General features: G+C 62.8%; 21 protein-coding genes. 10 read left to right on the top strand and 11 right to left on the bottom strand.

The genetic code is table 11. From position 1 onward, the window contains the following. Positions 1-78: 78 nt before the first annotated feature. The 8 genes from ACFOEV_RS10565 to ACFOEV_RS10600 all read right to left on the bottom strand — a co-directional run bounded on the left by ACFOEV_RS10565 (position 79) and on the right by ACFOEV_RS10600 (position 8,263). Positions 79-1,263: a lipocalin-like domain-containing protein gene (locus tag ACFOEV_RS10565; RefSeq protein WP_386773633.1), complete on the bottom strand. Its 1,185-nt coding sequence runs from the start codon at positions 1,261-1,263 to the stop codon at positions 79-81. Next, positions 1,260-3,812, bottom strand: a complete 2,553-nt coding sequence (locus tag ACFOEV_RS10570; protein ID WP_386773635.1) for an FtsX-like permease family protein — start codon at positions 3,810-3,812, stop codon at positions 1,260-1,262. The genes ACFOEV_RS10565 and ACFOEV_RS10570 overlap by 4 nt, the downstream gene beginning before the upstream one ends. After that, a complete protein-coding gene (locus tag ACFOEV_RS10575; RefSeq protein WP_386773637.1) occupies positions 3,809-4,474 on the bottom strand; it encodes an ABC transporter ATP-binding protein in 666 nt (221 codons plus the stop codon). Before ACFOEV_RS10575 ends, ACFOEV_RS10570 begins: the two co-directional genes overlap by 4 nt. Before the next feature lie 96 nt (positions 4,475-4,570). Further along, on the bottom strand, positions 4,571-5,641 hold the full coding sequence (locus tag ACFOEV_RS10580; RefSeq protein WP_386773639.1) for a metal ABC transporter solute-binding protein, Zn/Mn family: 1,071 nt from the start codon (positions 5,639-5,641) through the stop codon (positions 4,571-4,573). 31 nt (positions 5,642-5,672) lie between these two features. Continuing rightward, complete coding sequence (locus ACFOEV_RS10585) at positions 5,673-6,563, bottom strand: metal ABC transporter permease (RefSeq protein ID WP_386773641.1); 891 nt, start codon at positions 6,561-6,563, stop codon at positions 5,673-5,675. Next, positions 6,560-7,288, bottom strand: a complete 729-nt coding sequence (locus tag ACFOEV_RS10590; protein ID WP_386773643.1) for a metal ABC transporter ATP-binding protein — start codon at positions 7,286-7,288, stop codon at positions 6,560-6,562. The genes ACFOEV_RS10585 and ACFOEV_RS10590 overlap by 4 nt, the downstream gene beginning before the upstream one ends. Continuing rightward, positions 7,288-7,434 (bottom strand): hypothetical protein, encoded by a 147-nt coding sequence (locus ACFOEV_RS10595; protein WP_386773645.1) that lies wholly within the window; start codon positions 7,432-7,434, stop codon positions 7,288-7,290. Before ACFOEV_RS10595 ends, ACFOEV_RS10590 begins: the two co-directional genes overlap by 1 nt. 154 nt (positions 7,435-7,588) lie before the next feature. Next, positions 7,589-8,263, bottom strand: a complete 675-nt coding sequence (locus ACFOEV_RS10600) for a hypothetical protein (RefSeq protein ID WP_386773647.1) — start codon at positions 8,261-8,263, stop codon at positions 7,589-7,591. A 374-nt stretch (positions 8,264-8,637) separates the two neighbouring features. Here ACFOEV_RS10600 and ACFOEV_RS10605 point away from each other — a divergent pair, with 374 nt between their 5' ends. Both ACFOEV_RS10605 and ACFOEV_RS10610 read left to right on the top strand, forming a co-directional pair. Then, on the top strand, positions 8,638-10,068 hold the full coding sequence (locus ACFOEV_RS10605; protein WP_386773649.1) for an APC family permease: 1,431 nt from the start codon (positions 8,638-8,640) through the stop codon (positions 10,066-10,068). Between the two features lie 238 nt (positions 10,069-10,306). Beyond that, positions 10,307-10,531, top strand: a complete 225-nt coding sequence (locus ACFOEV_RS10610) for a type II toxin-antitoxin system Phd/YefM family antitoxin (RefSeq protein ID WP_386773651.1) — start codon at positions 10,307-10,309, stop codon at positions 10,529-10,531. Between the two features lie 9 nt (positions 10,532-10,540). On the opposite strand, the gene ACFOEV_RS10615 is transcribed toward ACFOEV_RS10610, so the two are convergent. Both ACFOEV_RS10615 and ACFOEV_RS10620 read right to left on the bottom strand, forming a co-directional pair. After that, positions 10,541-11,410: a WYL domain-containing protein gene (locus ACFOEV_RS10615; protein ID WP_386773653.1), complete on the bottom strand. Its 870-nt coding sequence runs from the start codon at positions 11,408-11,410 to the stop codon at positions 10,541-10,543. 190 nt (positions 11,411-11,600) lie between these two features. Then, positions 11,601-12,536 carry a 4-hydroxyproline epimerase gene (locus ACFOEV_RS10620; RefSeq protein WP_386773655.1) on the bottom strand — a complete coding sequence of 312 codons (936 nt, stop codon included), beginning with the start codon at positions 12,534-12,536 and terminating at the stop codon, positions 11,601-11,603. 114 nt (positions 12,537-12,650) lie between these two features. Between ACFOEV_RS10620 and ACFOEV_RS10625 the strand changes: the two genes are divergently transcribed. From ACFOEV_RS10625 to ACFOEV_RS10640, 4 genes are all read left to right on the top strand, one after another. Then, positions 12,651-13,943: an NAD(P)/FAD-dependent oxidoreductase gene (locus ACFOEV_RS10625; RefSeq protein ID WP_386773657.1), complete on the top strand. Its 1,293-nt coding sequence runs from the start codon at positions 12,651-12,653 to the stop codon at positions 13,941-13,943. A 65-nt stretch (positions 13,944-14,008) separates the two neighbouring features. After that, the gene (gene nhaC, locus ACFOEV_RS10630) at positions 14,009-15,451 is read left to right on the top strand and encodes a Na+/H+ antiporter NhaC (RefSeq protein ID WP_386773659.1); all 1,443 of its coding nucleotides are present in this window, start codon (positions 14,009-14,011) and stop codon (positions 15,449-15,451) included. A gap of 47 nt (positions 15,452-15,498) precedes the next feature. Beyond that, the gene (dapA, locus tag ACFOEV_RS10635) at positions 15,499-16,389 is read left to right on the top strand and encodes a 4-hydroxy-tetrahydrodipicolinate synthase (RefSeq protein ID WP_386773661.1); all 891 of its coding nucleotides are present in this window, start codon (positions 15,499-15,501) and stop codon (positions 16,387-16,389) included. Between the two features lie 2 nt (positions 16,390-16,391). Next, complete coding sequence (locus ACFOEV_RS10640; RefSeq protein WP_386773663.1) at positions 16,392-17,885, top strand: aldehyde dehydrogenase; 1,494 nt, start codon at positions 16,392-16,394, stop codon at positions 17,883-17,885. Positions 17,886-17,935: 50 nt separating this feature from the next. Here ACFOEV_RS10640 and ACFOEV_RS10645 read toward each other — a convergent pair whose 3' ends face one another. Further along, positions 17,936-18,622, bottom strand: coding sequence for a GntR family transcriptional regulator (locus ACFOEV_RS10645; RefSeq protein ID WP_386773665.1), 687 nt, complete (start codon positions 18,620-18,622; stop codon positions 17,936-17,938). Between the two features lie 363 nt (positions 18,623-18,985). Between ACFOEV_RS10645 and cas3 the strand changes: the two genes are divergently transcribed. From cas3 to cas7e, 4 genes are read left to right on the top strand one after another with little or no spacing between them, the layout of a single operon-like run. Further along, positions 18,986-21,658, top strand: a complete 2,673-nt coding sequence (gene cas3, locus ACFOEV_RS10650) for a CRISPR-associated helicase Cas3' (protein WP_386773667.1) — start codon at positions 18,986-18,988, stop codon at positions 21,656-21,658. 37 nt (positions 21,659-21,695) lie between these two features. Then, the gene (gene casA, locus ACFOEV_RS10655; RefSeq protein WP_386773669.1) at positions 21,696-23,384 is read left to right on the top strand and encodes a type I-E CRISPR-associated protein Cse1/CasA; all 1,689 of its coding nucleotides are present in this window, start codon (positions 21,696-21,698) and stop codon (positions 23,382-23,384) included. Further along, complete coding sequence (gene casB, locus ACFOEV_RS10660) at positions 23,381-24,034, top strand: type I-E CRISPR-associated protein Cse2/CasB (protein WP_386773671.1); 654 nt, start codon at positions 23,381-23,383, stop codon at positions 24,032-24,034. Before casA ends, casB begins: the two co-directional genes overlap by 4 nt. 38 nt (positions 24,035-24,072) lie before the next feature. Continuing rightward, positions 24,073-25,146: a type I-E CRISPR-associated protein Cas7/Cse4/CasC gene (gene cas7e, locus ACFOEV_RS10665; protein WP_386773673.1), complete on the top strand. Its 1,074-nt coding sequence runs from the start codon at positions 24,073-24,075 to the stop codon at positions 25,144-25,146.

Raw genomic sequence — 25,146 nt, forward strand, 5'->3', positions numbered from 1 at the left:
GATAATCCATCGAAATGGAAGTCCACCATTTCCAATTCGGATATAGTCGTAGCGCGTCCGAGACATCGCTGTCATGGCTCAATAGCCGGTCATTTCCAGATAGCCGACTCCCGAGTGGCTGCCTTCCACCACCACACCGCCTTCCCAGTAGGGGAAGACGGTGTCCATCCAGCGTGCGGGGTGGCGGGCGGTCACGGTCACGTCGAGCCCGCGGGCCGGCAGGCGCAGACGCCAGCGGGTAGGGAGCCGGCGACCGGCGACCGAACTGTGGGTCACTGGCGTCAGACGCAGATCGTCGTTGCGCAGGGTGCTCTGCTGCCCATCCGCGGTGATCCAGCTACCCGAGACCCAATGCCTCGAGGCCGGGTCGCCGCCTTCCTCGCCGCCACCGCGCAGGCGGAAGGCCATCAGCTTGTCGCCGCTGGTCAGGTGCAGCGAGAACCAGTCCCAGCCGCGCTGGGTGGGGCTCAGCAACTGGCTGCTCCACTCGCGATCCAGCCACGCCTGACCGCTGACCCGGCGAACCTCGCCATCGATCTCGACCTCGCCTGCGACACGCAGGAATGGCTGGCTGTAGTAGTAGGAGCCCTGGCCATCGGCGGCCTTCTGGCTGAAGCCGTCCTCGCCGTGCAGTACCAGCGGCCCCTCGGCGGTGAGTTCGAGGCGGTAGCCGAAAGCGCGGCCGGCGTCGTTTCCCTGCGCCGTCACCTGCAGGTGATCGAAGGCATCGTCGGCAGGCGCCGTCACCCGGCTGGCCAGGCGCCAGTCGTCCAGCCAGGCCAGGAAGGGGGATACCACGACCCCGGCCTGGCCTCGGCCATCCGGCAATGTCATGCCGCGGGCGAAGCGCTCGGCGACGAGGTGCTCGTCTGGGGTCGACAGCGCAGCGTGGGCCATCCACAGTTGGCGGCTGCTCCATGGCGAAGCGTCGTCGGCTTCGCTGTCATCATCGGGCGAGAGCGCCTGGCGGAACAGCGTCCACTGGATGCCCAGCGGGGTTCCATTGCCGTCTTCGAGGTTGGCGGTCAGGTACCACCACTCGATGCGGTAATCGGGATGGGCCCCGTGATCGGCAGGGAAGCGCAGTGTCGCCCCGGGACGCGCCTGGGCATATCCCTCGGTCGCTTCGCCCAACCCGGCGAAGCTCTCGATCGGTGACTCGCCGCCACGCTGCAGCGCCAGTATCAGCCCCAGCAACGCGACCAGGCTCAGGGCGAGCCAGGTGCGGGGGCGCTTGAGCAGGCTAGCATCTGGCCACCTCATACGCTCTCGAACTCCATCAGCAGCGTGCGAGGCGGTGTGCGCCATAATCGCCAGGCGGGGAGCAGTGCCGCCAGGATGGCGACGAGCAGTGCCAGGCCTAGCGTCGTGACGATCTGCAGGGGGAAGATGTGCAACGGCAGGCGCCAACCGAAGGCCGCCACATTGATCACCGTCACCAGGCACCAGGTCAAGGCCAGGCCCAGAGGCACCGCCAGGGCGGCGGTGGCGAGCGCCGCCCCGCCAAGCTGCGCGATGCTCACGCCGACCAAGGGGCCGCGTGCCACGCCCAGCGCCCACAACGGCGCGAGTTGGCCGCGACGCTGGCGTGTCTGGGCCAGCAGGCTCGATAGCAGGGCCAGCGCCGCCACCCCCAGCGTCAGCGTGTTCAAGGCCTGGGTGATGGCGAAGGTACGCTCGAAGATCTCGGTCGACCGCTGCTTGAGTTCACGCTGGTCGATCAGGCTGTCGCCGCCGATGCCAAGGTCCTGGCGCAGATCACCTTGCAGGGCCGCGACATCGTCCGCCGATGTCTCGCGGTCGAGCACGATGCCGAGCGAATCGGGCGACGTCTGGAAACGTTCGCTCAGGTGTGGCGTGGTCAGCATCACCTCGCCGCGGGGATTGCCGTAGTCGGGATAGACTGCCGCGACGCGCAACTCCAGCGGCCCCGAGGGGCTGGACAGATGCAGCCGCTGGCCCGGCGCCAGGCCGGTGGCCAGGGCGAGCTGCTCGTTGATCATCGCCGCACCCCGGGCGAAGGCCCGCCAGGCCGTTGTCTCGCCCTCGAGGCTGGTCAGCAGGGGCCAACGTTCGGTCAGCGCTGGATGCGGCGTGACACCATAGACGTTCACCGACAGGGGCGCTTGGGCCCGCATGCCTTCACCGTCGAGCAGCGTGGCCTCGGCGCGTGCCCTGGGCAACAGGGCGGCGATCTCGGGGCGCGCCTCGAGCCAAGCGACGGTGGCCGCGTATTGCGTTGCGGGTGGGCGCAGGTAGAGGTCGGCGACCAGGCGTTGATCCAGCCACTCGAGAAAGGTGAGACGAAACCCGCCGACCATGCTGTTTACCCCCTGGCTGGCCGACAGCGCCAGGAGAAGCGCCATCATCGCCACCGCGAGCCGCGGCAACTGCAGGCTCAGGTCGGCCAGCGCCCACTGTGCCAGTGGCCGCCGGTGCAGCAGCCGGCCAACGAGCGCCAGCGACATGGCCAGCAGCGGCGGCAGCCACAAGGCGCTGCCCAGCAGTCCCGCGGCGATCATCAGGAAGCCGGGGGTCAGTCCCTCGGCCGGCGGCCGGTGCTCGAGCCACACCAGCAGGCCCAATGCGACTCCCCACAGCAGGCTGCCGATCACCGCCATGCCGGTGAGCTGGCGAAGGAACTGTCCGCGCCAGGCCTGGGCCTGGCCGAGGCCCAGTACCTCCAGGCGTGCGGCCCGCCACAGCGTGCCCAGCCCCGCGGTCAGCAGGCCGCCCAGGGTGACCGCCAGCCCGCCCAGCCAGTAGTGCCAGGGCAGCACCAGTTCACCGCCCAGGCGTTCGCCGTACAACGCCTGCAGGCTGGCGGCGACGTCGGGCAGCAGCCACTGCGCCAGCCACACGCCGCTGGCGATGCCGAGTGCCGCGCCCACCAGGCCCAGCATCAGTAGTTCGCTCAGCAGCAAGGCCACCAGTGCCCGGCCCGAGACCCCCAGGGCGCGCAGGGTGCGCAGCAGCCCCAGGCGCTGTTCGAGGGTCAGGCTCAGCGCGGCATGCACGATGAACAGCCCCACCACCAGTGCCAGCAGCCCCATGGCGGTGAGGTTGAGATGGAAGCTGTCGGTCAACTGGCCCGGTGCCGCCAGGTTCTCGGCGGTGCTGCGGACCAGGTGCGGGGGCAGGTCGAGCGGTTCGTCCGGGGCAATCAGCAGATGGCTCAAGCCACTGCGCTCGAGCAGGTCGAGGGCGGCGGCGATATCCATGACCGCTACTCCCGGCGGCAGTCCCGGGGCCAGCTCCACGGGCGGCAGCTCTTTGCCTCTCCCCCCTAAACCCCCCCGCTGGGGGGACTTCCGGCCATCGGCCAGCGTCAGGGTGGCATCGTCGCCCACCGTCAGGGTTGCCAGCGTATCGGGGGCCAGGCGGGTGCGGTAGGGCGGCTGCAGAAAGTCGGGCAGCGTCGCCATGCCGCCGGCGGTTCTCAGGCCGCTGCCTTCCGGCAAGGTCAGCGGATCGATCCCCATCACTTCCAGGCGGCTGCCGTCGGCAAGCTCCAGTTCGCCGGTCACCAGCGGCGAAACCGGCGCCCCCGCCAGGCGCAGGGCCAGATACTCGTCGAGCGACAGCGGCTGGCCATCGCGGCGCTCGATACGGTCCAGGTTGGCACTGAACAGCGCCTCGGCGCGCGCATAGCTGTCCCGCGCCGAGGCATTGATCGCCTGCACGCCGCTCCACAGCGCGCTGGCCACCCACAGGCCCATCAGCAACATGGCAAGCTGGCCGGGATGGCGGCGATAGTGCGACAGCAGGGTCGTGAAGGCGGCCCACTGCGCGGCGGCGCTGGCGGGGTTCACGGCGGGGGCTCCGACAGCCGGCCATGCGAGAGCCGCAGGCAGCGGTCGAGCGGTGCCGCCACGCGGGGGCTGTGGGTCACCATCAGCAGTGCGCAACCGCTGTCCTTGACCAGCGCCAGCAGCAGGGCCAGCACCTCGTCGGCGCTGCTTTCGTCGAGGTTGCCGGTCGGTTCGTCGGCCAGCAGCAACGCCGGGCGCACCGCCAGGGCACGGCCGATGGCCAGGCGCTGCTGTTGACCACCGGAGAGCTGTTCGGGGTAGCGATCGGCCATCTCGGCGAGTCCCAGGCGCGCGAGCAGCTCATGGCTCCAGCTGCTATCCTCGCGCCCGGCGAGGCGCGCCTGCAGGCGCAGGTTGTCGGCCACGTTCAGGCTCGGCACCAGATGGAACTGCTGGAACACCAGCCCCAGCCGGTGCCGGCGCAGTGCCGCGCGGCGGGGCTCGGGGAGTTCCGACAACGCCTGCTCGGCCAGGCGGATCTCCCCGCTGTCGGGGGTATCCAGGCCGGCGGCCAGATGCAGCAGGGTCGACTTGCCGCTACCCGATTCGCCCATCAGGGCCAGGCTCTCGCCGGCGGCGAGGCGCAAGTCGATCCCGGCGAGTACCGGCAAGCGGCCTTGCGGCGTGGGGTAGGACTTGCGGACCTGATGCAGTTCGAGCATGGCGGCTCCTGGCGGACAGCATTGATGCCATGAATCGTCCCATAAAAAAGGCGCCACCCGAAGGCGACGCCCAGTCCAGCCAAAAGAGAAAGACGATCAGTGACTATGGCCATGATCGTCGTCGTGCCCATGATCATCATGGTCGTCGTGGCCATGTTCCCGGTCAGCGTCATGACCGGGCTCGGCCAGGGCGGCATGCAGCACCTCGGCGTTATGATGCATCATGCCCCGATAGGTGCTTGCCTCGCCGTCACTGGCCAGGGCATCGGCGTACAGGGTGCCGGCGACCGGTAGCCCGGTTTCCTCGGCGAGCTGGTCGATGGTGGCGGGGTTGGTCATGCTCTCGTGGAACAGGGCCTGGATATCCTGGTCGCGAATCACATCGATCAATTGCGCCATGTCGGAAGCCGAGGGGTCGACTTCGGTGGAAAGCCCGGCCGGCGACAGGAAGCGCACACCGTAGGCGTTGGAAAAGTAGCCGAAGGAATCATGTCCGGTCACCACGCTGCTGGCGGCGGGAATCTCGCCGAGCAGCTCACGGATTTCCGCATCGGTGGTCTCCAACTCCTTGATATACCGTTCGGCATTGTCACGGTAACTGTCTGCGTTGTCCGGATCGGCCTCGATCAGGCCATCACGGATATTGGCGACGTAGAGCTTGCCCAGCGACAGGTCCTGCCAGGCGTGGGGGTCCTGGTCGCCATGGGCGTCATGGCCATCGTCATGGCCCTGCTCCTGATCGTCATGACCGTGGTCGTCGCCATGGTCGTCATCGTCGTGCTCATCGTGGCCATGCGCATGTTCCTGATCGCGGCCGTGATAGTCCATCGCCCTGACACCGTCGGTCGCGGTGACCAGTACGCCGGCATAGTCGCTGGAGTCGATCAGACGCTCCATCCAGCCCTCGAACTGGAGCCCGTTGAATACCACCACGTCGGCTTCGGCGAGGGCTCGGGCGTGAGTCGGGCTGGGAGAGAAGACATGGGTATCGCTGTCCGGTCCCACCAACGAGGTCACGTCGACATGCTCGCCCCCGACGTTCTCGACCATATCGGCCAGGATGCTGAAACTGGCGACGACATCGAGGCGCTCGCTGGCATGAACGGGAGGCAGCGTCACGAGGCCGGCGGTGCCGAGCAGGATCCCGAGGGCTAGCGGTTTATGCATGGGTAGCGTTCCTTGTGGATGAGTGGTCGTCCTAGGCGGCTTCGCCGGTTTCCAGGGGGGTGGCGCGCCGGCGCAGCTTGGTCAATAGGCTGTTATGACGGCCCAGCAGTGCCGACAGTACATAGCCGACACCGGCCAGCATGATGATGCTCGGTCCGGACGGCAGCGACAGGTGGTAGGAGAGCAGCAGGCCGCCGGTGCTGGCGACCATGGCCCACACGATGGCGATGGCCATCAGGCCCTCCAGACGTTTGCTCCAGAAGCGGGCCGCGGTGGCCGGCAGCATCATCAGCCCCACCGCCATCAGGGTGCCCAGGGTCTGGAAGCCGGCGGTCAGGTTGAGCACCACCAGCGCCAGGAACAGGCCATGTACCAGGCCATGGCGCACGCCCTGGCCGCGCAGGTACAGCGGGTCCAGGCACTCCACCACCAGGGCGCGGAACATCAGCGCCAGGGCCAGCACGATGGCGCTGCTGATGGCGGCGATCAAAATCAGCGCGGTGGTGTTGACGGCCAGGATCGAGCCGAACAGCACATGGGTCAGGTCGACGCTGCTACCACCCAGCGACACCAGCATCACGCCGGCCGCCAGCGAGATCAGGAAGAAGCTGGCCATGGCCGAGTCCTCGCGGTGGCCGGACATCTGCGACACGCTGCCGGCCAGCCCCGCCACCACCAGCCCGGAGAGCATGCCGCCCAGGCTCATCGCCGGCAGCGAGAAACCGGCGAGCAGGAAGCCCAGCGCCACGCCGGGCAGAATGGCATGCGCCATGGCATCGCCGATCAGGCTCATGCCGCGCAGCATCAGGAACACCCCCAACGGCGGCGCCGCCAGCGACAGGGCGAGGCCTGCGACCATCGCGCGTTGCATGAAGCCGTAGTCGAAGGGGGCGATAAACCAGCTGTTGAAGAGCTCGATCATGACGGCAGGTTCTGCAGGTCGAGTGGCAGGATCGGCGCATGATGATGACGCGGCGCGCCGCCATGATGTCGCTCGAGAATGGCTTGTGGCGTGGTCCACTGGCCGTGGCCACCGGCCAGTACCAGCACGCAGTCGGCCAGGCGGGTGAGCTGCTCGAGATCGTGGAGCACCACGATGATGGTGGTGCCCTTGGCGGCCATGTCGCGCAGTACCTCGGTCAGCACCTCGACGGTCTCGATGTCGACATTGGCGAAGGGTTCGTCGAGCAGCAACAACTCGGCTTCCTGCATCAGGGTGCGGCCGAGCAAGGCGCGCTGGCGCTGCCCGCCGGACAGTTCGCCCAGCGGGCGATGGGCCAGATGCGAGATGCCCAATCGAGCCATGACCTCGCGGGCCTTGCGATAATGCGGACCGCAATAGCCGAGCAAGGCGCCGTGGCTCGGCCAGGTGCCGGTCATGATCAGCTCTTCCACGCTCATCGGGAAGGTCAGGTCCAGCGCCAGTTGCTGCGGCAGCCAGGCACGCCGCTCCTTGGGCACGTCGCACTCCACCTTGCCGGCGATCGGCTTGAGTTCGCCCATGATGGCCTGGATCAGGGTGCTCTTGCCGGCGCCATTGGCACCCACCAAGGCGGTAATGGTGCCCGCTTCGAAGCTGCCTTCGATATGCTCCAGCACCGTGCGTCCACTCTGTGCCAGGTGCAGGTCCTCGAGTCGCAAACGCATCAGCCCCACCACCCTGCCGCCCAGGACACCGCCAGCCACAGCCCGGCCAGCGGCACCAGCGCCAATAGCAGGCGGCGCGACGCTGCCAGCGACATCAGCGAAAAATGACATGGGCCTTCCGGCCGATGATGATGGCGATGGGCCATGGCGATACCTCGGAACGAACGAAGGAAGTTATAACATAACAATAATAGCAAAGACCAGCAGCGAAGCGCCGCGCGCATGTCCTACATCGACATGACGCGTCGCCCTACGATTGGCCACCTATGATAGCGGCCAGGCGGGGTGGGAAAAAGAATGTCAGTAACGGATTTGCATGCCGACCTGGTTGGGGGCCAGCACCATGGCGTACTCGTAGTCCAGATGGATGTCGCCCAGCGACAGGCGTGCCGGCTGGAAGCGGTTCACGGCCAGCCCGGCCTGGTTGGGCTGGGTCCGGATCTGCAGCTCGTTGATCAGTAAGCCGGTGGCGAAGCTGATCGCCCCGTCGCGGGGGCGATCGTCGCCCACCCCGATCACCAGGGCGCCGGCCGTGTTGACCAGCAGCGAGCCCAGGCGTGCCTGCCACCCGCGCCGCTCGCGCTCGATGGCCGCCGTCTGGGCAATCAAGGCGCGCGCCTGGGTGAGGTCGTCATCGCCATACAGGCGCTCCAGTTCGCGGCGCGCCTGGGGGTGTGGCTGGCGGTCGAAGAACATGCCGCCCAACGCCAGCGCCGACTTCACCGCACCCACCCGCGCATCGTAGCGGTCGTCGCTGTCGCTCGCCTCGCTGGCCAGGTAGGCGTTGGCCGCCAGCGTCGTCGCGTAGAACCCCGTCCAGCCGTACTGCCAGTAGTCGGCATGACGCTCGCCGCGCTCGAGGGCATCGCGGTAGGCGTCCCACTCTTGCTGCGCCGATTGGGCCAGCGCGGTGGTGGGCAGGGCGAGCGACAGCAGCACGAGCGCGGCGAGAGAAAAGGGGCGAAAACGGGGCATGGTGACTCCTCAGGCAGGGCACGAATGCGGTTGAGCGGAATGTCATAAGGTAGCATCCGCGGGCGCAGTGACACAGATCGGCCGCCCGGAATATCCCGACCGCGTTGGCATGGCGGTCTGACGAGGTTGTTGTATTTAGTTGACATATAAGAGCGGATTCTTTGGAGGCTGGCTATTAGAGACCCGCCCTATTTTGGTGCATTCTATTGAAAGAAATTATATAGATGCCTCGTGCCATCTAGTTGATGCTGTTGTCGTTGTCGGCACTTGATTTGTCAATTATATTGCCTGTTGTGTCGATAAAAATTACCGAATCGACTCTTTGGTTTATTTATCAAACAATCCAATGCAAATAACCAAGCGAGGCAGATGACATGACAACGGATGTGTCTAACGGTGGCCAGCTCGCGCGCGTGCTGGCACGAAAAGATGTGCTGGCATTGGCTTTCGGCGCCATGATCGGCTGGGGCTGGATCGTCATGACCGGCAGTTGGATCCAGTCGGCGGGCAGCCTCGGTGCCATCACGGCCTTCGTGCTCGGCGGCATCGCGATCGTCCTGGTGGGATTGACCTATGCGGAACTCGCGTCGGCGATGCCCCAAGTAGGGGGCGAGCATGTTTACAGCTATCGCGCGCTCGGCCATTTCTCCTCCTTCCTGTGCACATGGGCGATCGCGTTGGGTTATGTGAGCGTCGTGGCCTTCGAAGCGGTCGCGCTGCCGACCGTGGTCGAGCACTTGTTCCCCGGTTACTCGGTGGGCTACCTGTGGACCATCGCCGGCTGGGACGTGAACGCCACCTGGGTCGCCGTCGGGGTGTTGGGCTCGCTGGCGATGATGGGGATCAACTATGTCGGTATCCGCACGGTTGCCCTGGTGCAGAAGGTCGTCACCTTGCTGATCCTGGTGGTCGGTATCATGTTCATCACCGGCTCCCTGTTCGAGGGGGAGCGGGCGACCATGGAGCCGCTGTTCAATACTTCCGAAGGCGTGATGGGCGGCATCATGATGGTCATGATCATGGTGCCCTTCATGTTCGTCGGGTTCGATGTCATTCCCCAGGCCGCCGAGGAAATCGATCTACCCTTCCGGGAAATCGGCAAGGTGCTGATGGTATCGGTGATTTTGGCCGTGTTCTGGTATGCGCTGATCATTCTGGGGACCTCCCTGATGCTGGATCCCCAGGCGCTTGGCGAGAGTTCGCTGGCGGTTCCGGATGCGATGCAGGCGGTGTTCCAGGCCCCCTGGGCCGGCAATCTGATGGTGCTGGCGGGAATCGCGGGCATCGTGACGAGCTGGAACGCCTTCTATGTCGGCGGCTCGCGCGCCATCTATGCCCTGGCACATTCCGGGATGTTGCCGGCCTTTCTCGGCAAGTTGCATCCACGCCACAAGACACCGACCAACGCCATCTTCCTGATGGGGATCCTTTCCTGCGCCGCCCCCTTCCTGGGGCGCCCGGCGCTGGTGTGGCTGGTGGTGGCCGGTGGGCTCGGCATCGTGGTGGCCTACCTGTTCGTGGCGCTGTCCTTCCTGGTGTTGCGCCAGCGCGAACCGCAACTGCCGCGCCCGTTCAAGGTGCCTTACGGCAAGCCGGTAGGCGTGGTGGCCGTGATCCTCTCGCTGGGCATGATGGCACTCTACATGCCGGGCAGCCCCGCGGCGCTGGCACCGGTGGAGTGGGCCATTTTCGCCGGCTGGATGCTGCTCGGCCTGGCGATGTACGCCTGGGCGCGTGCCCGCTATGGCGTGGCCTTCAGTGAGCGCATGATCAATCGGGAACTGGCCGGTTCCGAGTCGGTTTAGCCTCACCGGTCCCGTGAGGGTTCGCCCTGTCGCGGCCAAGTCGCGACAGGGCTCCCGCGTGTGACGAAACCACGTGCCCTTTGGCGGGCACTGGGTGCTGGCGGCACGTGGTGGCTCAATGTCAGTCTCTTGAAGCGCCATTCATCGTTTGTATAAGCGAAGCCTGGTTAGCCCCCGTCCGCTGGCAGACCTAAACTGTAAAGCAAATGTAATGTAGAAGCCCCGAGAGGCATTCGCCATGGCGACCGATGTCACGACCCTCTCCAAGGCTCGTCAGAACCTCGAGCGCCTGTGCGATAAGGTCTGCGACCGCCGCGAGCCGGTCATCATCGCCCGTAAGGGTGGCCGTCATGTGGTATTGATGTCGCTGGCAGATTACCGTTATTTCACGGGCGAGCAGGAGCCGAGCTCCGAGTATCTGAACAGCCTGCACACCGACCGGGAACGTGAGAAAGACACCTGAGGGCGAGGGTTAGCCCCAGCGAATCCAGCGCTCGAGTTCGGGGCGGTTGGCGATCTCGATCTGCTGGGCACGTGGTTCGATCTCCACATGGTGCGGGTTCACACCCAATTGGCGCAGTGCATACAGCACCAGCGGACCCCGGCAGTTCAAGCGCAATTCACCTCCCTGCATACCGTAGTCGACCATCAGCAGTTGGCGCTCCTGGGGCGATAGGCGCCGGTCGGGAATCAACCGCACCTCCACCATCGTCTGCCAGTCCCGGTCGTGTTCGCCGCCATGTTCGGCAAGCATCGGACCCTGGGGTTCCGGCACGCAGCGAAAACGGCTCAGCACGAAGTCCCGGAAGTCACGATGCTTCTCGCAGAAGGCCCTGACATGCCAGCGCCCGGCGGCGAATATCAGGGTATGTGGCACGATAATGCGTTCCTCACCCTCGGGGTTGGTGAAGGAGGCATAAGTGACCTCCAGACGCAGCCCCTGGCGAGCCGCCTTGACCAGTTCGCGCACTACGTACGGCGATACCACCCGGCTTGGCATGGGCAATGATTCGGTATCCGCCGCCCCCAGACCCAACCCGGTGAATGGAGAGTCCAGCCCCAGATGCGACCCCAATAAATGCAGGTATTCCTCCACCTTGCCCCGGGTGAATTTGGCCTGGAATGTCGGCCTCGGAAGAAAGCCCTTGCGTGATGCGTCATACACCAGATTGTGAGGAAAAAATTCACGATATTGTCGCAGTATCTTCTTCGCCTGCTGGCCCCCGATTCCAAAGGCCTTGCTGAGCTGTGAAGAGGTGACTTGCCCCTCCCATAATGCCAGAATTTCGACCAAGCGATAGCGAGCCAGGGTGTCCCAAGGGAGTGTTGGAATTTCTGACATGAGGCTTCCTTTCCGATGTCATGATGTCAATGATTGTGCAGGAAACAGCAACCGGGATGAATAGTAGTACGCTGGTTCGATGTACATCATCGCATCTTTGATCGAGGTGCCCGTGTGGAAGGCGAGATATTCCGTCTCAAGGGCACCCGGGAGCGGCCCCGCCTCTTGCCATGTTCGACAGGCACCGGACCTATGTGTTGTCGATCCCCCAGGCGAACGGGTCGCTTGGGTCGATGACCAGTGTGGCTTCGGCGCTGATATGGGCGCGGCCACGAAGGTAGGGCCGGATCCTGTCGCCCTCAGTTTCATAATATCCGTGGAACTCGCTGCCGGTGATGCTGGCCTGGCGCCACACTTGATCGGGTGCCAGTTTGCCGTCCGCCGCCAGGCAGGCCAGCTTGGCACTGGTGCCGGTGCCGCACGGGGAGCGGTCGTAGGCCTTGCCCGGGCATAGCACGAAGTTGCGGCTGTCCGCCTGCGGGTCCTCGGCGAATAGCTCGATGTGGTCGATGACTCCGCCATCCTCGCCCGTCACCCCTGTCCTTTCCAACTCCTGACGCACCGCCCAGCTGTAGTCGGTCAGGTCCTCCACGTTGTCCAGCGCAATACGCTGGCCATGTTCTCCGATCAGGAAAAACCAGTTTCCACCCCAGGCGATATCGCCCGTGACGCGGCCATGGCCCGGTACGTCCAGGGTTGCGGCCTGGCGATAGCGGTAGGCCGGTACGTTGCGCACCGTCACGTCGCCGTCCTCATGCAATGTGGCCTCCACCGTACCGACCGGGGTATCGATACGGTGCCGGCCGGGCTGGATCTCGCCGAGATAGGCCAGTGACGCCACTACGCCGATGGCGCCATGGCCGCACATGCCCAGGTAGCCGGTGTTGTTGAAGAAGATCACGCCGCAGGTGGCGCCTTCGCTCTCCGCGGGGCAGAGCAGGGCACCGACCAGCACATCGTGTCCGCGCGGTTCCAGCATGCAGGCCCGGCGCCAGTGGTCATGCTGTTTGCGCAATACCGCCAGGCGCTCGGCCATGGTGCCTGGCCCCAGGTCGGGGAGGCCATCCAGCACCAGGCGAGTGGGCTCACCACCGGTATGCGAGTCGATAACCCGGATTCGTTTCATGTGCCTGCCGTCCTCTTGATTTGTGGTGATTCTATCGGGAAGTCGGTTTCGATACTTGCCAACATAGATTATATATTTTATACAATCAACGAAACGCGAAACGGAGAGCCCCTGATGACGGCCTCAGCAGCCCCTCTGACATCCACCAGCGACCGGTCGGCAGCGGATATCGCCGTGATCGGTGCGGGAATCGTCGGCGTCGCCTGTGCACTGGAATTGGCACGCAGCGGGATGAGCGTCCTGTTGCTGGATCGCCAGGCACCGGGGCGTGGGGCCTCCTACGGCAATGCCGGTCATATGGCCACCGAGCAGGTCTTCCCGATTGCCGATGCCAGCCTGCTGAAGCGCATTCCCGGCATGTTGCTCGACCCTTTGGGACCGCTGCGCCTGGACTGGCGCTACCTGCCCAAGGCCATGCCGTGGTTCGCAAGACTGCTGTGGAACATGCGCGAGGTGCCCTATCAGGCCAGCACTGCGGGTATCAGGGCACTGAACGAAGCCAGCCTGCCGGCCTGGCAGGCATTGCTCGACAGCATCGGCAGGCGAGAACTGCTCAAGGAAGAGGGTTCGCTGTTGGTCCATGAGCGCCGCGAGTCGGTTGAGTCGCTGACGATGCTGGCCCTGCGCATGCGGGCGCAGGGTGTGCCCGTGGAGGAGTGGTCGCGCCAGACGGTGCTAGGCCGCGTACCGGCCCTGACGGATAGGGTGCGAGGCGGGCTGTTCTTCCCGGCTACCGGTCATGTCAGCGACCCCCATCAAGTGGTGTTGGCGCTGCATGACGCCGCCGAGCGGCGGGGCGTGCGCTTTTCGACCTGCCACGTGGATTCGGCCCGCGTCAGCGAGGAAGGGGTTCGCCTCGAAACCTCCGCGGGCACGCTGGTGGTGCCGCGGGTGCTGGTGGCGGCCGGTGCCCACTCCGCCCCGCTCGTCGCCGGCTTGTGTGGCAAGCGTGTGCCGCTGGATACCGAGCGCGGTTACCACCTGATGCTGCCTCGCGAAGCCGAGCGTCTGCCGGTGGCCGTCACCTCGCTGGAGCGGCGTTTCATCATGACGCCGATGGCGGAGGGGTTGCGCCTGGCCGGCACGGTGGAGTTCGCCGGCCTCGAGCGGCCACCGAACATGCAGCGCGCGCGGAAGCTCGAGCAACTGGCGCAAGGGCTGTTCCAGCGCCGCTTGGATACCGAAGCCGCCACTCCCTGGATGGGCTTTCGGCCCTCGCTGCCCGACTCGCTGCCGGTCATCGACCGGGTCGGCCCGCAGGGCCGGGTATGGCTGGCGTTCGGGCATCACCACCTTGGCCTGACCCAGGCGGCCATCACCGCGCGCCTGGTTCGCCATTTCCACGACGACACGACCGATTCGGCATTGCCGTCCCTCACGCCTTACCGGCTGGGGCGCTTTGCCTGACACGGCCGGAGACTCGTCTCCGGCGCCAACTCACGTAGGCGTTACAACAACAATGGGAGAGAACCATGAAGGAAAGGCACACGACCCGACTACCCACCATGCAGGAAGTGCTGGCACTGATGGCTGGCTTCATCGCCATCATGTTCCTGTACATCAACGTCTTCGATCTACCCATCCAACTGGCCCTGTTCACCTCCTGGTTCCTGGTGATGGCTCTGGGGCTGAGGCTGGGGCTCTCTTACGACGGCATGCAGAAGGGGCTGATCGACGGCATCCATAATGGCATGGAGGCGGTACTGGTCCTGATTACCGTCGGTGCCCTGATCGGCACCTGGATCGCCGGCGGCATCGTGCCGAGTATCATCTATTACGGCCTGTCGGTGATGAACCCGCAGATATTCCTCTGCGCGGCCTTCCTGATCTGTGCCATCACCTCGTTGGCCACCGGCACCTCCTTCGGCACCGCCGGCACTGCCGGGGTGGCGATGATGGGGATCGGCTACAGCTTCGGCATCCCGTTGCCCCTGGTAGCCGGTGCGGTGATCTCCGGTGCCTACGTTGGCGACAAGATGTCCCCGCTGTCGGACACCACGGTGATGACGGCATCGCTGTGCAAGGTTAGCCTGGTCGACCATATTCGCTCCATGGCGCTGGTCAGCGGGCCGGCGGCGCTGATCGCTGCCTTGCTGTTCCTGGTGGTCGGGTTCTTCTACGTCAAGGAAGGCGCCGATATCCAACGCGCCGAGCAGGCCATGCAGGCGCTGAATGCCCACTTCACCATCAATGGTTGGCTGCTGTTGCCGGCGGCAGTGGTCATCGCCCTGCTGGTGCGTCGCTATCCCGCCATCCCGGTGATCACCCTGGGGGCGGTGATGGGCGCGGTCTGCGCCTGGCTGGCCCAAGGCGTCGAACTGCTGGACGCGGTGCGCACCGCCTATGTCGGCAATGCGATGCAGTCGGACGTCGACTTCCTCAACACCCTGCTCAACCGCGGCGGCATCGAATCGATGCTGGGCGTGATCGCGCTGATCCTGTTCGCCCTGGGGCTGGGTGGCCTGATGGAGCGAGTCGGTGTGCTGCAGGCGATCTGCAATGGCTTCCTGCGCTGGGCCAATAACCCCGGCCGGCTGACGGTTTCCACCATGCTGGGTGGCTTCTTCGGCAACTTCTTCGGTGGCGCGGCCTATGTCTCGTTGATCACCGCCAGCACCATCACCGAGAAGAACTACGACCAGCAGGGCGTCGATCGCCGCGTGCTGTCACGCAACGCCGAGGCTGGCGGCACCATCACCACGCCGATGGTGCCCTGGACCGATGGCGGGGTGTTCATGGCCACCACCCTGGGCGTCTCCACCCTCGGTTACCTGCCGTTCCTCTGGTATCACATGCTGGTGATCCTGATCTCGCTGTTCTACGGCTTTGCCAACATCGCCATCTGGCGCACGACGCCCAGCGACGACACGCAAGACGCATCTGCCCGTGCCGCAATCTCGACGGCCAATTCCTGAGCGACTCATTCACCAAGACGACTCACTAAGACAAGGAAGCGAACGCTATGCAACTCGATGGTGTATTGGTACCTATCGTCACCCCCTTCGACGCCCAAGGGCGAGTGGACCTGGAAGGACTACGGGCATTGGTCGCCCGATTCATGAACGCCGGCGTACGCGGCATCGTCGCCTGTGGCACCACCGGCGAGTACTACGCCCTCGATGAGCAGGAGCGCGAGGCGGTCCTGCGTACCGTGCGCGAGTCGCTGGGCGAGCAGGCACTGGCGATTGCCGGGATCAACTCACTCTCCACCGCCGCGGCGATCGAGCGGGCCGGACAAGCCAAGGCGTTGGGCTATCGGGCGCTGATGCTGGCGCCACCGGCGTATAGCCTGCCCAACCAGGAAGAAGTCATCGCCCACTACCGGGACGTGGCGGCGGCCACGGACCTGCCGATCATCCTCTACAACTTCCCCGCCCGTACCGGGGTGAACCTCGAACTGGAGACCGTCGCCACGCTGGCGCGGATACCGGGAATCATCGGCATCAAGGAGAGCAGCGGCGACTTCACCCGGGCCCTGGCACTGATGCAAATGGCCGGGCCGGCGTTCCAGGTCGTCTGCGGCTCCGACGATCAGGCCGCCGACTACCTGTTCTGGGGCGCCCGCTCCTGGATCAGCGGCGGTGCCAACGTCTTCCCGGCCGAGCAGGTCGCCATGCTCGAAGCCGCCGAGCGTGAAGACTGGCACCGGGTCCGCGAGCTGATGCGCGATATGCTGCCGGCGATCCAGAACATGGAAGCGGCCGACTACAACCAGAAGGCCAAACTGGGGTGCCGCCGCCACGGCGTCGACGCCGGTGAGGTCCGTCCGCCGCTGCGCCCACTATCCGCAGACGCTGCCCAGGCATTCCTCGATGCCTTGGACGCCTTCGAGACCAAGCGAAAGGGAGCGTGACGATGAATAGCCAACCTCTGACGGTGGAACAGGTTTTTGCACGTGCCCGCGAGGGCCGGCTGTGGGCCGGTCATCTGGTGCCCGGCCTGCAGGCGGAAGCGCAGCCGAGCTTCGCCACCCTGGCGCCGCATGACGGCTCGCAAATCGGCCAAGTGGCCCTTGGCAGCGCCGAGGTCGTCGATGCCGCCGTGCGCACCGCTCGGGCCGGCTTCGTCGACGGTGAGTGGTCGCGGCTGGCGCCGGCGGAGCGCAAGCGGGTGATGCTGCGCTGGGTGGCGTTGCTCGAACAACATGCCGAGGAATTGGCGGCGCTGGACTGCATCGATGGCGGCAAGCCGATCACGGAATGCCGTGAGACCGACATTCCCGAAACCCTCAATACCCTGGCCTGGTATGCCGAAGCCGTCGACAAGCTCTACGGCAAGGTTGCGCCTACCGGTGGCGATGCGCTGGGGCTGATCGTCAAGGAGCCCATTGGGGTGGTGGGCGCCGTGCTACCCTGGAACTTCCCGGCCCAGATGTTCGCCTGGAAGGTCGGGCCGGCCCTGGCCAGCGGCAACTCGGTGATCGTCAAGCCGGCGGAGCAGACCTCGATGAGCGCCTACCGCATGGTGCAACTGGCCCATCAGGCCGGGGTGCCGGCATCGGCGCTGTTGCTGGTCACCGGCCACGGTGCAGATACCGGCCAGCCGCTGGGCCTGCATCCCGATGTGGATGTGGTGTCCTTCACCGGCTCCACCGAGGTCGGACGCAAGTTCCTCCAATATTCCGCGCGCAGCAACCTCAAGGAGATCGTGCTCGAGTGCGGTGGCAAGAGCCCTCAGGTGGTGTTCGCCGATGTGCCGGATCTGGATGCCATCGTCGATGACGTGCTCAGTGCCGCCTTCTGGAACATGGGCGAGAACTGCAGCTGCGGTTCCCGGCTGATCGTCGAGCGCAGCATCAAGGACGCCCTGATCGAAAAATTGATTGCCGGGCTCGCGGCCTGGAAGGTCGGCGACCCCACCGATCCCGCCACACGTATCGGCCCGATGATCGAGCAGGTGCACTTCGACAAGGTGCGTGGCTTCCTCGAAGCCGCCGGGGAAGAGGGAGCCCGGCTGGTGCATGGGGGACAGACGCTCGCCCTGGGCAGCGGCTGGTTCGTCGAACCCACCATCTATGACGAGGTGACCCCTGGCATGCGGCTGTTCCAGGAAGAGGTGTTCGGCCCGTTGTTGGCGGTGACGCCCTTCGACAGCGAAGAGGAGGCCTTGAGCCTCGCCAACGATACCGCCTATGGGCTGGCGGCCTCGCTCCATACCGCCGACATCAAGCGCGCCAACCGCATGGCGTTCGGCATCCGTGCAGGCACCGTGTCGGTGAACGGCTTCTCGGAAGGCGATATCACCACCCCCTTCGGTGGCTACAAGCTCTCCGGCTTCGGCGGGCGTGACAACGGCCTGGAAGCCTTCGAGCAGTACGTGCAGACCAAGACGGTGTGGTACGTGAACTGACGGAAGCAATATTGCCGTCGTCCGCCAGCGGCCCTAATTGACGAGATGTTTCAATCGGTGCCGCTGGCCTCCGCCGCGGCTGAGCTCTCCAACTGCTGTTGCTCGAGTAGCGTCGCGATACCTTCACAGGCATCGAGGATGTGCTGACGCAGCAGTTCGCAGGCTTCCTTGGCCTTGCGCTCGCGGCACAGCTCCAGCAGGGCATGGTGCTCGCGCTCGGCTTTCTCGATCCCCTTGGTGTAGAGCAGTTGCATGCGGATGTAGCGATCCGACTTGGTGTTGAGGTGGGTCACCATACTCATCGTTTCAGGGAGTTCGGCAGGGGCGTACAGCGCCTTGTGAAAGGCGAAGTTGTACTCGCTCCAATTGTCGATCTGGCTACCGCTGTCCAGCGCCGCATCGTACTTGTCGAGGATCTGGCCGGCGGCGGCGAGGTTGGCCTCGGTCATATGGGGGATGGCGCGTTCCAGCAGATAGGTTTCCAGCAGCACGCGCAGATCGAACAGCTCGCGTATGGTGGCCACCGAAAGCTCGGTGGCAAAAGCGCCTTTATGGGGAATGAACTCGACAAGGCCCTCGGCCTCCAGGTTCAGCAAGGCCTCGCGGACGGGAATGCGGCTGACGTCATAATCCCTGGCCAGCCCATCCTGACGTAGCTGCGCCCCTCCTTGGAACTCACCGCTCAAGATGCGCTGGCGAAGATCGTCGATAATATACTGAGCGCGTGTCTTGTACATTGGGTAACCACGAGTCTGCCAACTAATTGGATAAAGTATACGAAGTTAGCCCGCCGTTGTCTGCCCTCGGTTGCACCTTGCCACATTGGCTAGGAGTGGGATTCCAAATAACCCTTGTGTCCACTCCTTTCCCTTCCATAACGCCAGGATTTCGGCCAAACGATAGCGCGCCATATTATCCCAGGGGAGCCGTGGGATTTCTGGCATGATGCCTTCTTTCCGATGTCATGATTTCCCTTGATTGTGCAGGAAACAGCAACCGGGATGAATAGTACGCTGGTTCGATGTACATCAGTGGCGGGGGTGGGTGAGGGGTGCTTAGATGGGGTGAGCGACAAATAATAACTGAAAGGGAGTTCGGAGATGCTCTACTTCCTGTACTGGGGAAAAGCGAAACCTGGAGGGACAGGGGCAAGCTGTCATCTGCTGCCCTATCACAGCCTTGATGTAGCTGCTATTGGTTGGTATCTACTCGCACCTGAGCGCCCGTTGACTCAGCACCTGGCGGCTCGACTCGAAATGTCGCCCGAGTCGCTGCGGCGCTTTCTCGTCTTCCTACTGGGCCTGCATGATCTGGGTAAGTTCTCCCGTGCTTTCCAAGGGCAAGCCCAGCCTGAAGGCGCCAATCTCGTTCCGACGCTATCACGACTGGCCTATATCGAACGCCACGATCGCCTCGGTGCTCTATTGTGGGAAACCTGCTGGGTTCGGTGGTTGCGTGATGGCACTCTTGGCTGGACAGAAATAACGCTGGATGGCAAGGCGCGAGGACAGCTCAAGAATACCCAGGCGTCGCTGATGGCTCCAATGTTCGGTCATCATGGCAAGCCAGTGACTGGGTCACCGCTAACGCTCGAGAACTTCTTTGGACAAGATGAGATCAGTGACGATGTGGAAGCCTCACGCCAGTTCGTGAAGGACTTGACCCGAATCATCGGAGTGGACTGGCCGGTTGAGAAATTGCTGTCCGATAAGTGGCATAAGGAATTTCAATCGTTGAGCTGGACGATTGCAGGCTGGGCGGTGCTGAGTGACTGGCTGGGCTCGAACCAGGAGTATTTCGAGTATCGTCAGGAGCCGATGTCGCTAGAAAAGTACTGGGAGTATTACGCCAAACCACGTGCCGAGAAAGCGTTGCGTGCGACCGGTTTCGACCAGCTGCCATTGGTGGTGCCTTATGCAGGGCTGCATGCCTGGTTCGATGGCAACGCTGTCACTCCAACGCCTTTGCAGAGTCAGGCGGAGTCCATTGAGCTGGCTTCGGGGCCTCAACTATTCATCCTCGAGGACGTCACCGGCGCGGGCAAGACGGAAGCGGCCTGTATTCTTGCTCAACGCCTGCTCGCGGAAGGGCATGGCGATGGGCTCTACTTCGCGCTGCCAACCATGGCGACCTCCAATGCCATGTATTCCCGACTGGGAAATTTGCATCACCATTTCTTTTCCGAATCCTCCCACCCCTCTTTCGTGTTGGCGCATGGAGCACGCGAACTGAATGACGAGTTTTCCAAGGCTCTCGCGGCTACACATCCCAATGACAGTGATTATGACAAGGGAGAATTCACTGCTTCGGCACAGTGCAATCAATGGCTGGCCGATTCGCGCAAGAAAGCCCTGCTCGCTGAGGTGGGCGTGGGCACCATCGACCAGGCGCTGATGGGGCTGCTGCCGTTTCGTCATCAGTCGCTACGACTCTATGGTTTGGCTCGCAAGGTGCTGATCGTCGACGAGGTGCACGCCTATGACATCTACATGCAGACGCTATTGGCGCAGTTGTTGGCCTACCACGCCCGGCAGGGCGGCAGCGCCATTCTACTGACAGCCACGTTGCCTGCACGGATGCGACAGTCGTTGGCAGAGGCTTGGAAAGCGGGGCTAGGGGTGGAAGGTGGGCCACTGGAGTGTCAGGACTTCCCTTTATTGACCCACGTCCATCGGCAGAGCAAGCAGGAAATACCGCTGGCTTCCAGGCCGGAGGTGTCTCGGTCGGTTGCTGTTGAGTGGCTGACACAAGAGGGGCAAGCCGTCGAGGACGTTCTGGCGGCAGTCGATGCCGGAGAATGCGTGGCTTGGGTGCGCAATACCGTAGACGACGCCATTCGTGCCTTCGAGGCGATTCGTGAACGTCATCCCGATCCCGAGCACTGCCTGCTGTTCCATAGCCGCTTCGCGATGGTCGATCGTCAACGCATCGAGTCGGAGGTACTTGCGCGTCTTGGCAAGGAATCCACGCCGGACCAGCGGCGAGGACAGGTGTTGATCAGTACTCAGGTCTTCCAGGAATCTTTGGACTGCGATGTGGACCTGATGGTCAGCGACCTTGCTCCCATTGATCTGTTGATCCAGCGTGCCGGCCGTCTACAACGCCACTCACGAGGCCATCGCCGATCGCCGACGCTTTTGCTGTTGGCACCCGAATGGTCGGATGCCCCAGATGACCAGTGGCTCAGGCATGCCTTGCCAGGCACCCAGGCCGTGTACCGAGACACTTCGCTATGTTGGTTTACCCAACGTGTACTGCGCGAGCTGGGCGCCATTCGTATGCCTGAAGGCGCGCGCACCCTGATCGAGAGCGTCTATGGCAACGTCAGTGACCAGCTTCCCGACGGTTTGCTGGATACCCGCTGGGAGCAGCTTGGCACTCAACGAATGGCTGCTTCGATGGCGTACTTCAACGCTCTGGAAATGGAAAAAGGCTATTTGCTGGATCGCCAGAAATGGCAAGAGGAGCAGGAGATCGGCACGCGCCTTACCGATGAGCCAACAGTGAATGTCGTTCTCCTGAGAGTCGATGACCAAGGTGGGTTGGAGCTTTGGGCTGCGGGTAAGCCGCATGCCGCGATGCTGAGTCAGCTTAAGCTGCGCCAGAGCCAGGCTGGCAAATTGACCGCCTTACCGCCGAGCTATCAATTCCAGTGGGAGGCTTTGCAGGAAAGTCAGAAGGCGCTGCGATTCGTGCAACCGTGGCTGGCTGATACGGATTCAACTTGTCAATACAGCATGCTGTTGGGACTGTCATTCAATGCAAATAACTAAACAGCAAAATTGAGATGTAAGGGACTGGAGAACGCTAATGAATTTGTTGCATGCTTCGTGGCTTCCCTTCAGGACAGGGGAGGGACAGATCACCTACCGCCCACCCTCGGCCATTGCCGATCCGGAAGTCGTGGACCTCGCACTGCCTCGTGCGGATTTCCAGGGCGCGGCCTACCAGTGGCTGATTGGTTTGCTTCAGACCGCCCTACCACCGGAGGATTACGCCGACTGGATGGAGCTATTCGCTGAGCCACCGGACACAGAAGCGCTGGAAAACGCCTTTGCCCCTTTCGCCGCAGCGTTCGAGCTGGATGGCGATGGGCCGCGCTTTATGCAGGATCTGGACCTCCTGGAGCAAGCACCGTGCACACCAGTGGCGGGGCTTTTAATTGAGGCTCCAGGCCAGTCTACTCTTGAGAAAAATATTGACCACTTTATCAAGCGTGGCATTGCTGACGAAATATGCTTGTCTTGTGCAGCTATTGCGTTGTTCACGATGCAGGTCAATGCTCCCGAAGGGGGACGGGGTCACCTAACAGGGCTTCGTGGGGGTGGCCCGTTGACAACATTGGTGTTACCAGATTCATCACACAAAAGCCTATGGCATAAGCTATTGCTCAATGTGTTGGCACCGGAGCGTATTACTGCTAAAGGACAGGTCTATACTGAACCCACAGCGGAAAGTGCTAGTGTATTCCCTTGGATGGGAGCGACCCAAACAAGCGATAAAAATGGCAGTAAAGTACTTCCCAGTGATGTTCACCCTCTTCATGTCTACTGGGCCATGCCAAGGCGTTTTCGCTTGTTGGTCGAAGAAAAACCTTGTAATTGCCAGCTTTGTGGCCGTCAAACCGAAAGCCGAGTGCGAGAATTACGTAACAAAGCATATGGTGCCAAGTATGATGGGCCTTGGCAACATCCGTTAACACCCTACCACCGTAACTCAAAAAAGCTTAGTGAGTTGCCTTATTCACGTAAGGCTCAGGAAGATGGTCTTGGGTATCGCCATTGGTCGAGTTTTGTATTCCAAAATACGAGAAGTGGCGGTGCGTTGCCGGCAATGGTGGTGCACGACTTCATTGCTGGAAAGGCTCCATCTAATCAGGATGCTGTGGAGTGGGGAGATGAGGTTGAAGCGTTGCTTAACCGCCCTCGGCTTTGGGCCTTTGGTTACGACATGAAAAGTAATAAAGCTAGGGGGTGGTATAACCTCGAGATGCCCTTAGTCGCTATATCTGAGCAACAACAGCAGGAGCGTCTTCGGGAATGGGTGGAGATTTTTACTGAGTTTTCTATGGAGGTAGCCAAAAAACTTCGCGAACAAATTAAATCAGCATGGTTTAAACGGCCCAAGGTTGCCAAGGGTGATATGAGCCATATCGACCAGCAGTTCTATGAAGCCACCCAGGCCGGATTCTTCCGCGCGCTCCATGGCATGCAACAGGCACTCGTCAATGGCAAGAAGACGCATATGCCGACATCTATTGCGCAATCTTGGTATCGCGAACTCAGGCGCCATGCGTTGCAGCTGTTTGAGGCGCATGCATTGAGTGGGCCGCTGGAAGAGCTCGACATGAAGCGCATCATGCGCGCACGTCGCCAGTTGCTGGGCTGGCTGGCTGGAAGCAGCAAGGGCAGCAAAGTCATTACCAATTTTGCCAAGCAGGGAGGATTCGAGCTGAAGCCGACGGCTGGGACATCACCAATCGAGGAGATCATGCCATGAGAGAGATAGTGGCACCGGACGTGGCGGACAAGACGCTGCCGATTACCGAGCGATTGCTTGCGATCACGTTTGACGAAGCCTTTGCTGTACGTCGCTGGTGGCAGCGCCTGACATTGAATCCTGAGGAACTGAAAGCCTTCACAAAGCAGCCACCGTGGCCGCGTGGTGCGCGCGCCGCGCTCCGACGCTGCGACTCGCCAGAGTCCGCCATGCTGACCGAGGCCTTTCGCCTGTTGTGGCAACAGCTGCCACAACAGGAGAGTTCGGAGGGCCAGCGGGATGTGCGGCTTCAGGTTTGGTCCTGTATCGCGCTGGTTCTGGCCGAAGTGCGTGAGGAAAAATCGGGCATCACGCTGGGTAGCCAACTCGGCAAGCAGAAGAAGGAGACGGGGAAGCCTTGCATGAGTGAACTGCGTTTCCAGCAGCTTGTTAGCTGCCACTCACCGGAAGAGCTGATGCAGCGGCTGCGGCGCGCGCTGGCACTGATCGACAAACAGGGCGTGAGCGTCGTGCATCTGGCCGACAATATTGCACTGTGGTGGGGTGAATACCAAGGCCGCCTGGCAGCCAGCCCATCCAAGCGTCTCGGCTTCCAGTGGGCCAATGACTATTTCGGTGCGCTGACTGCCTATCAGCGCGATACCGACTAAATCGATTCCATTGTAACCATAACGACAGGGAACCTTTCATGAGCCATTTCATTCAACTGCACCTGCTGACTTCCTATCCGCCGGCCAACCTCAACCGTGATGATCTGGGACGGCCCAAGACCGCCATCATGGGGGGCGCCAAGCGACTGCGGGTCTCTTCACAGAGTCTCAAGCGCACTTGGCGCACTTCTTCGCTGTTCGAGGAAGCGTTGGGCCAGCATCGCGGCCATCGTACCAAACGCGTTGGTCTTGAGGCTGAAAAGCACTTGCTCGCTAAAGGGATCAAGGAGAAGGACGCACGAGACTGGGCGACTGAAATCGCCAGGGTTTTCGGTGATGTCGCCAAGGGCGAGGTGGAAACCAGCCAACTGGTACATATCGGGCCGGAAGAGCAGGCGGCCGTCAATGCGCTCGTGGACAAGCTGGCTGAGGAAAGCCGTGCGCCGGAAAAGGAAGACCTTGATCTGTTACGCCATAAGCCCTCGGCAGTCGACATTGCACTGTTTGGGCGAATGCTAGCGGCATCTCCAGCGTTCAATGTCGAAGCTGCCTGCCAGGTGGCGCACGCCATCACCGTGCATGCCGCCGAGGTGGAAGACGACTATTTCACTGCGGTGGACGATCTGAATGCTGGTGACGAGCATCGTGGTGCTGCTCATGTCGGTGAGGCCGGCTTCGGTGCCGGCCTGTTCTACAGCTACGTTTGTATCGATCGGGAGCAATTGATCGACAACCTGAACAGCGATGCCGAACTGGCTGATCGGGCGATTGCCGCATTGGTGGAGGCCGCTGTTCGAACCTCGCCCAAGGGTAAGCAAAACAGTTTCGGGTCCCGGGCTCATGCCAGCTACGTACTTGCAGAAAAGGGTGATCAGCAACCCCGCTCGCTTTCCGTCGCATTCCTGCGACCGGTCAATGGCCAGGATCAGTCCGTCGAAGCGATCGCTCGTCTCGAAAGTCAAGCCAATGCCTTTGACGCAGCCTATGGAAACGGTGCTGACCACCGTTTCGTGGTTTCAGCTGATCCTGAATACAAAAAACCGAGCCTGAATGAAAATGTGTCTACCGGTAGCTTGGCAGAACTGATCGATTTCCTGAAAACCGATCAGTGA

The organism is Litchfieldella rifensis, from assembly GCF_042646605.1.
Classification (GTDB): domain Bacteria; phylum Pseudomonadota; class Gammaproteobacteria; order Pseudomonadales; family Halomonadaceae; genus Litchfieldella; species Litchfieldella rifensis.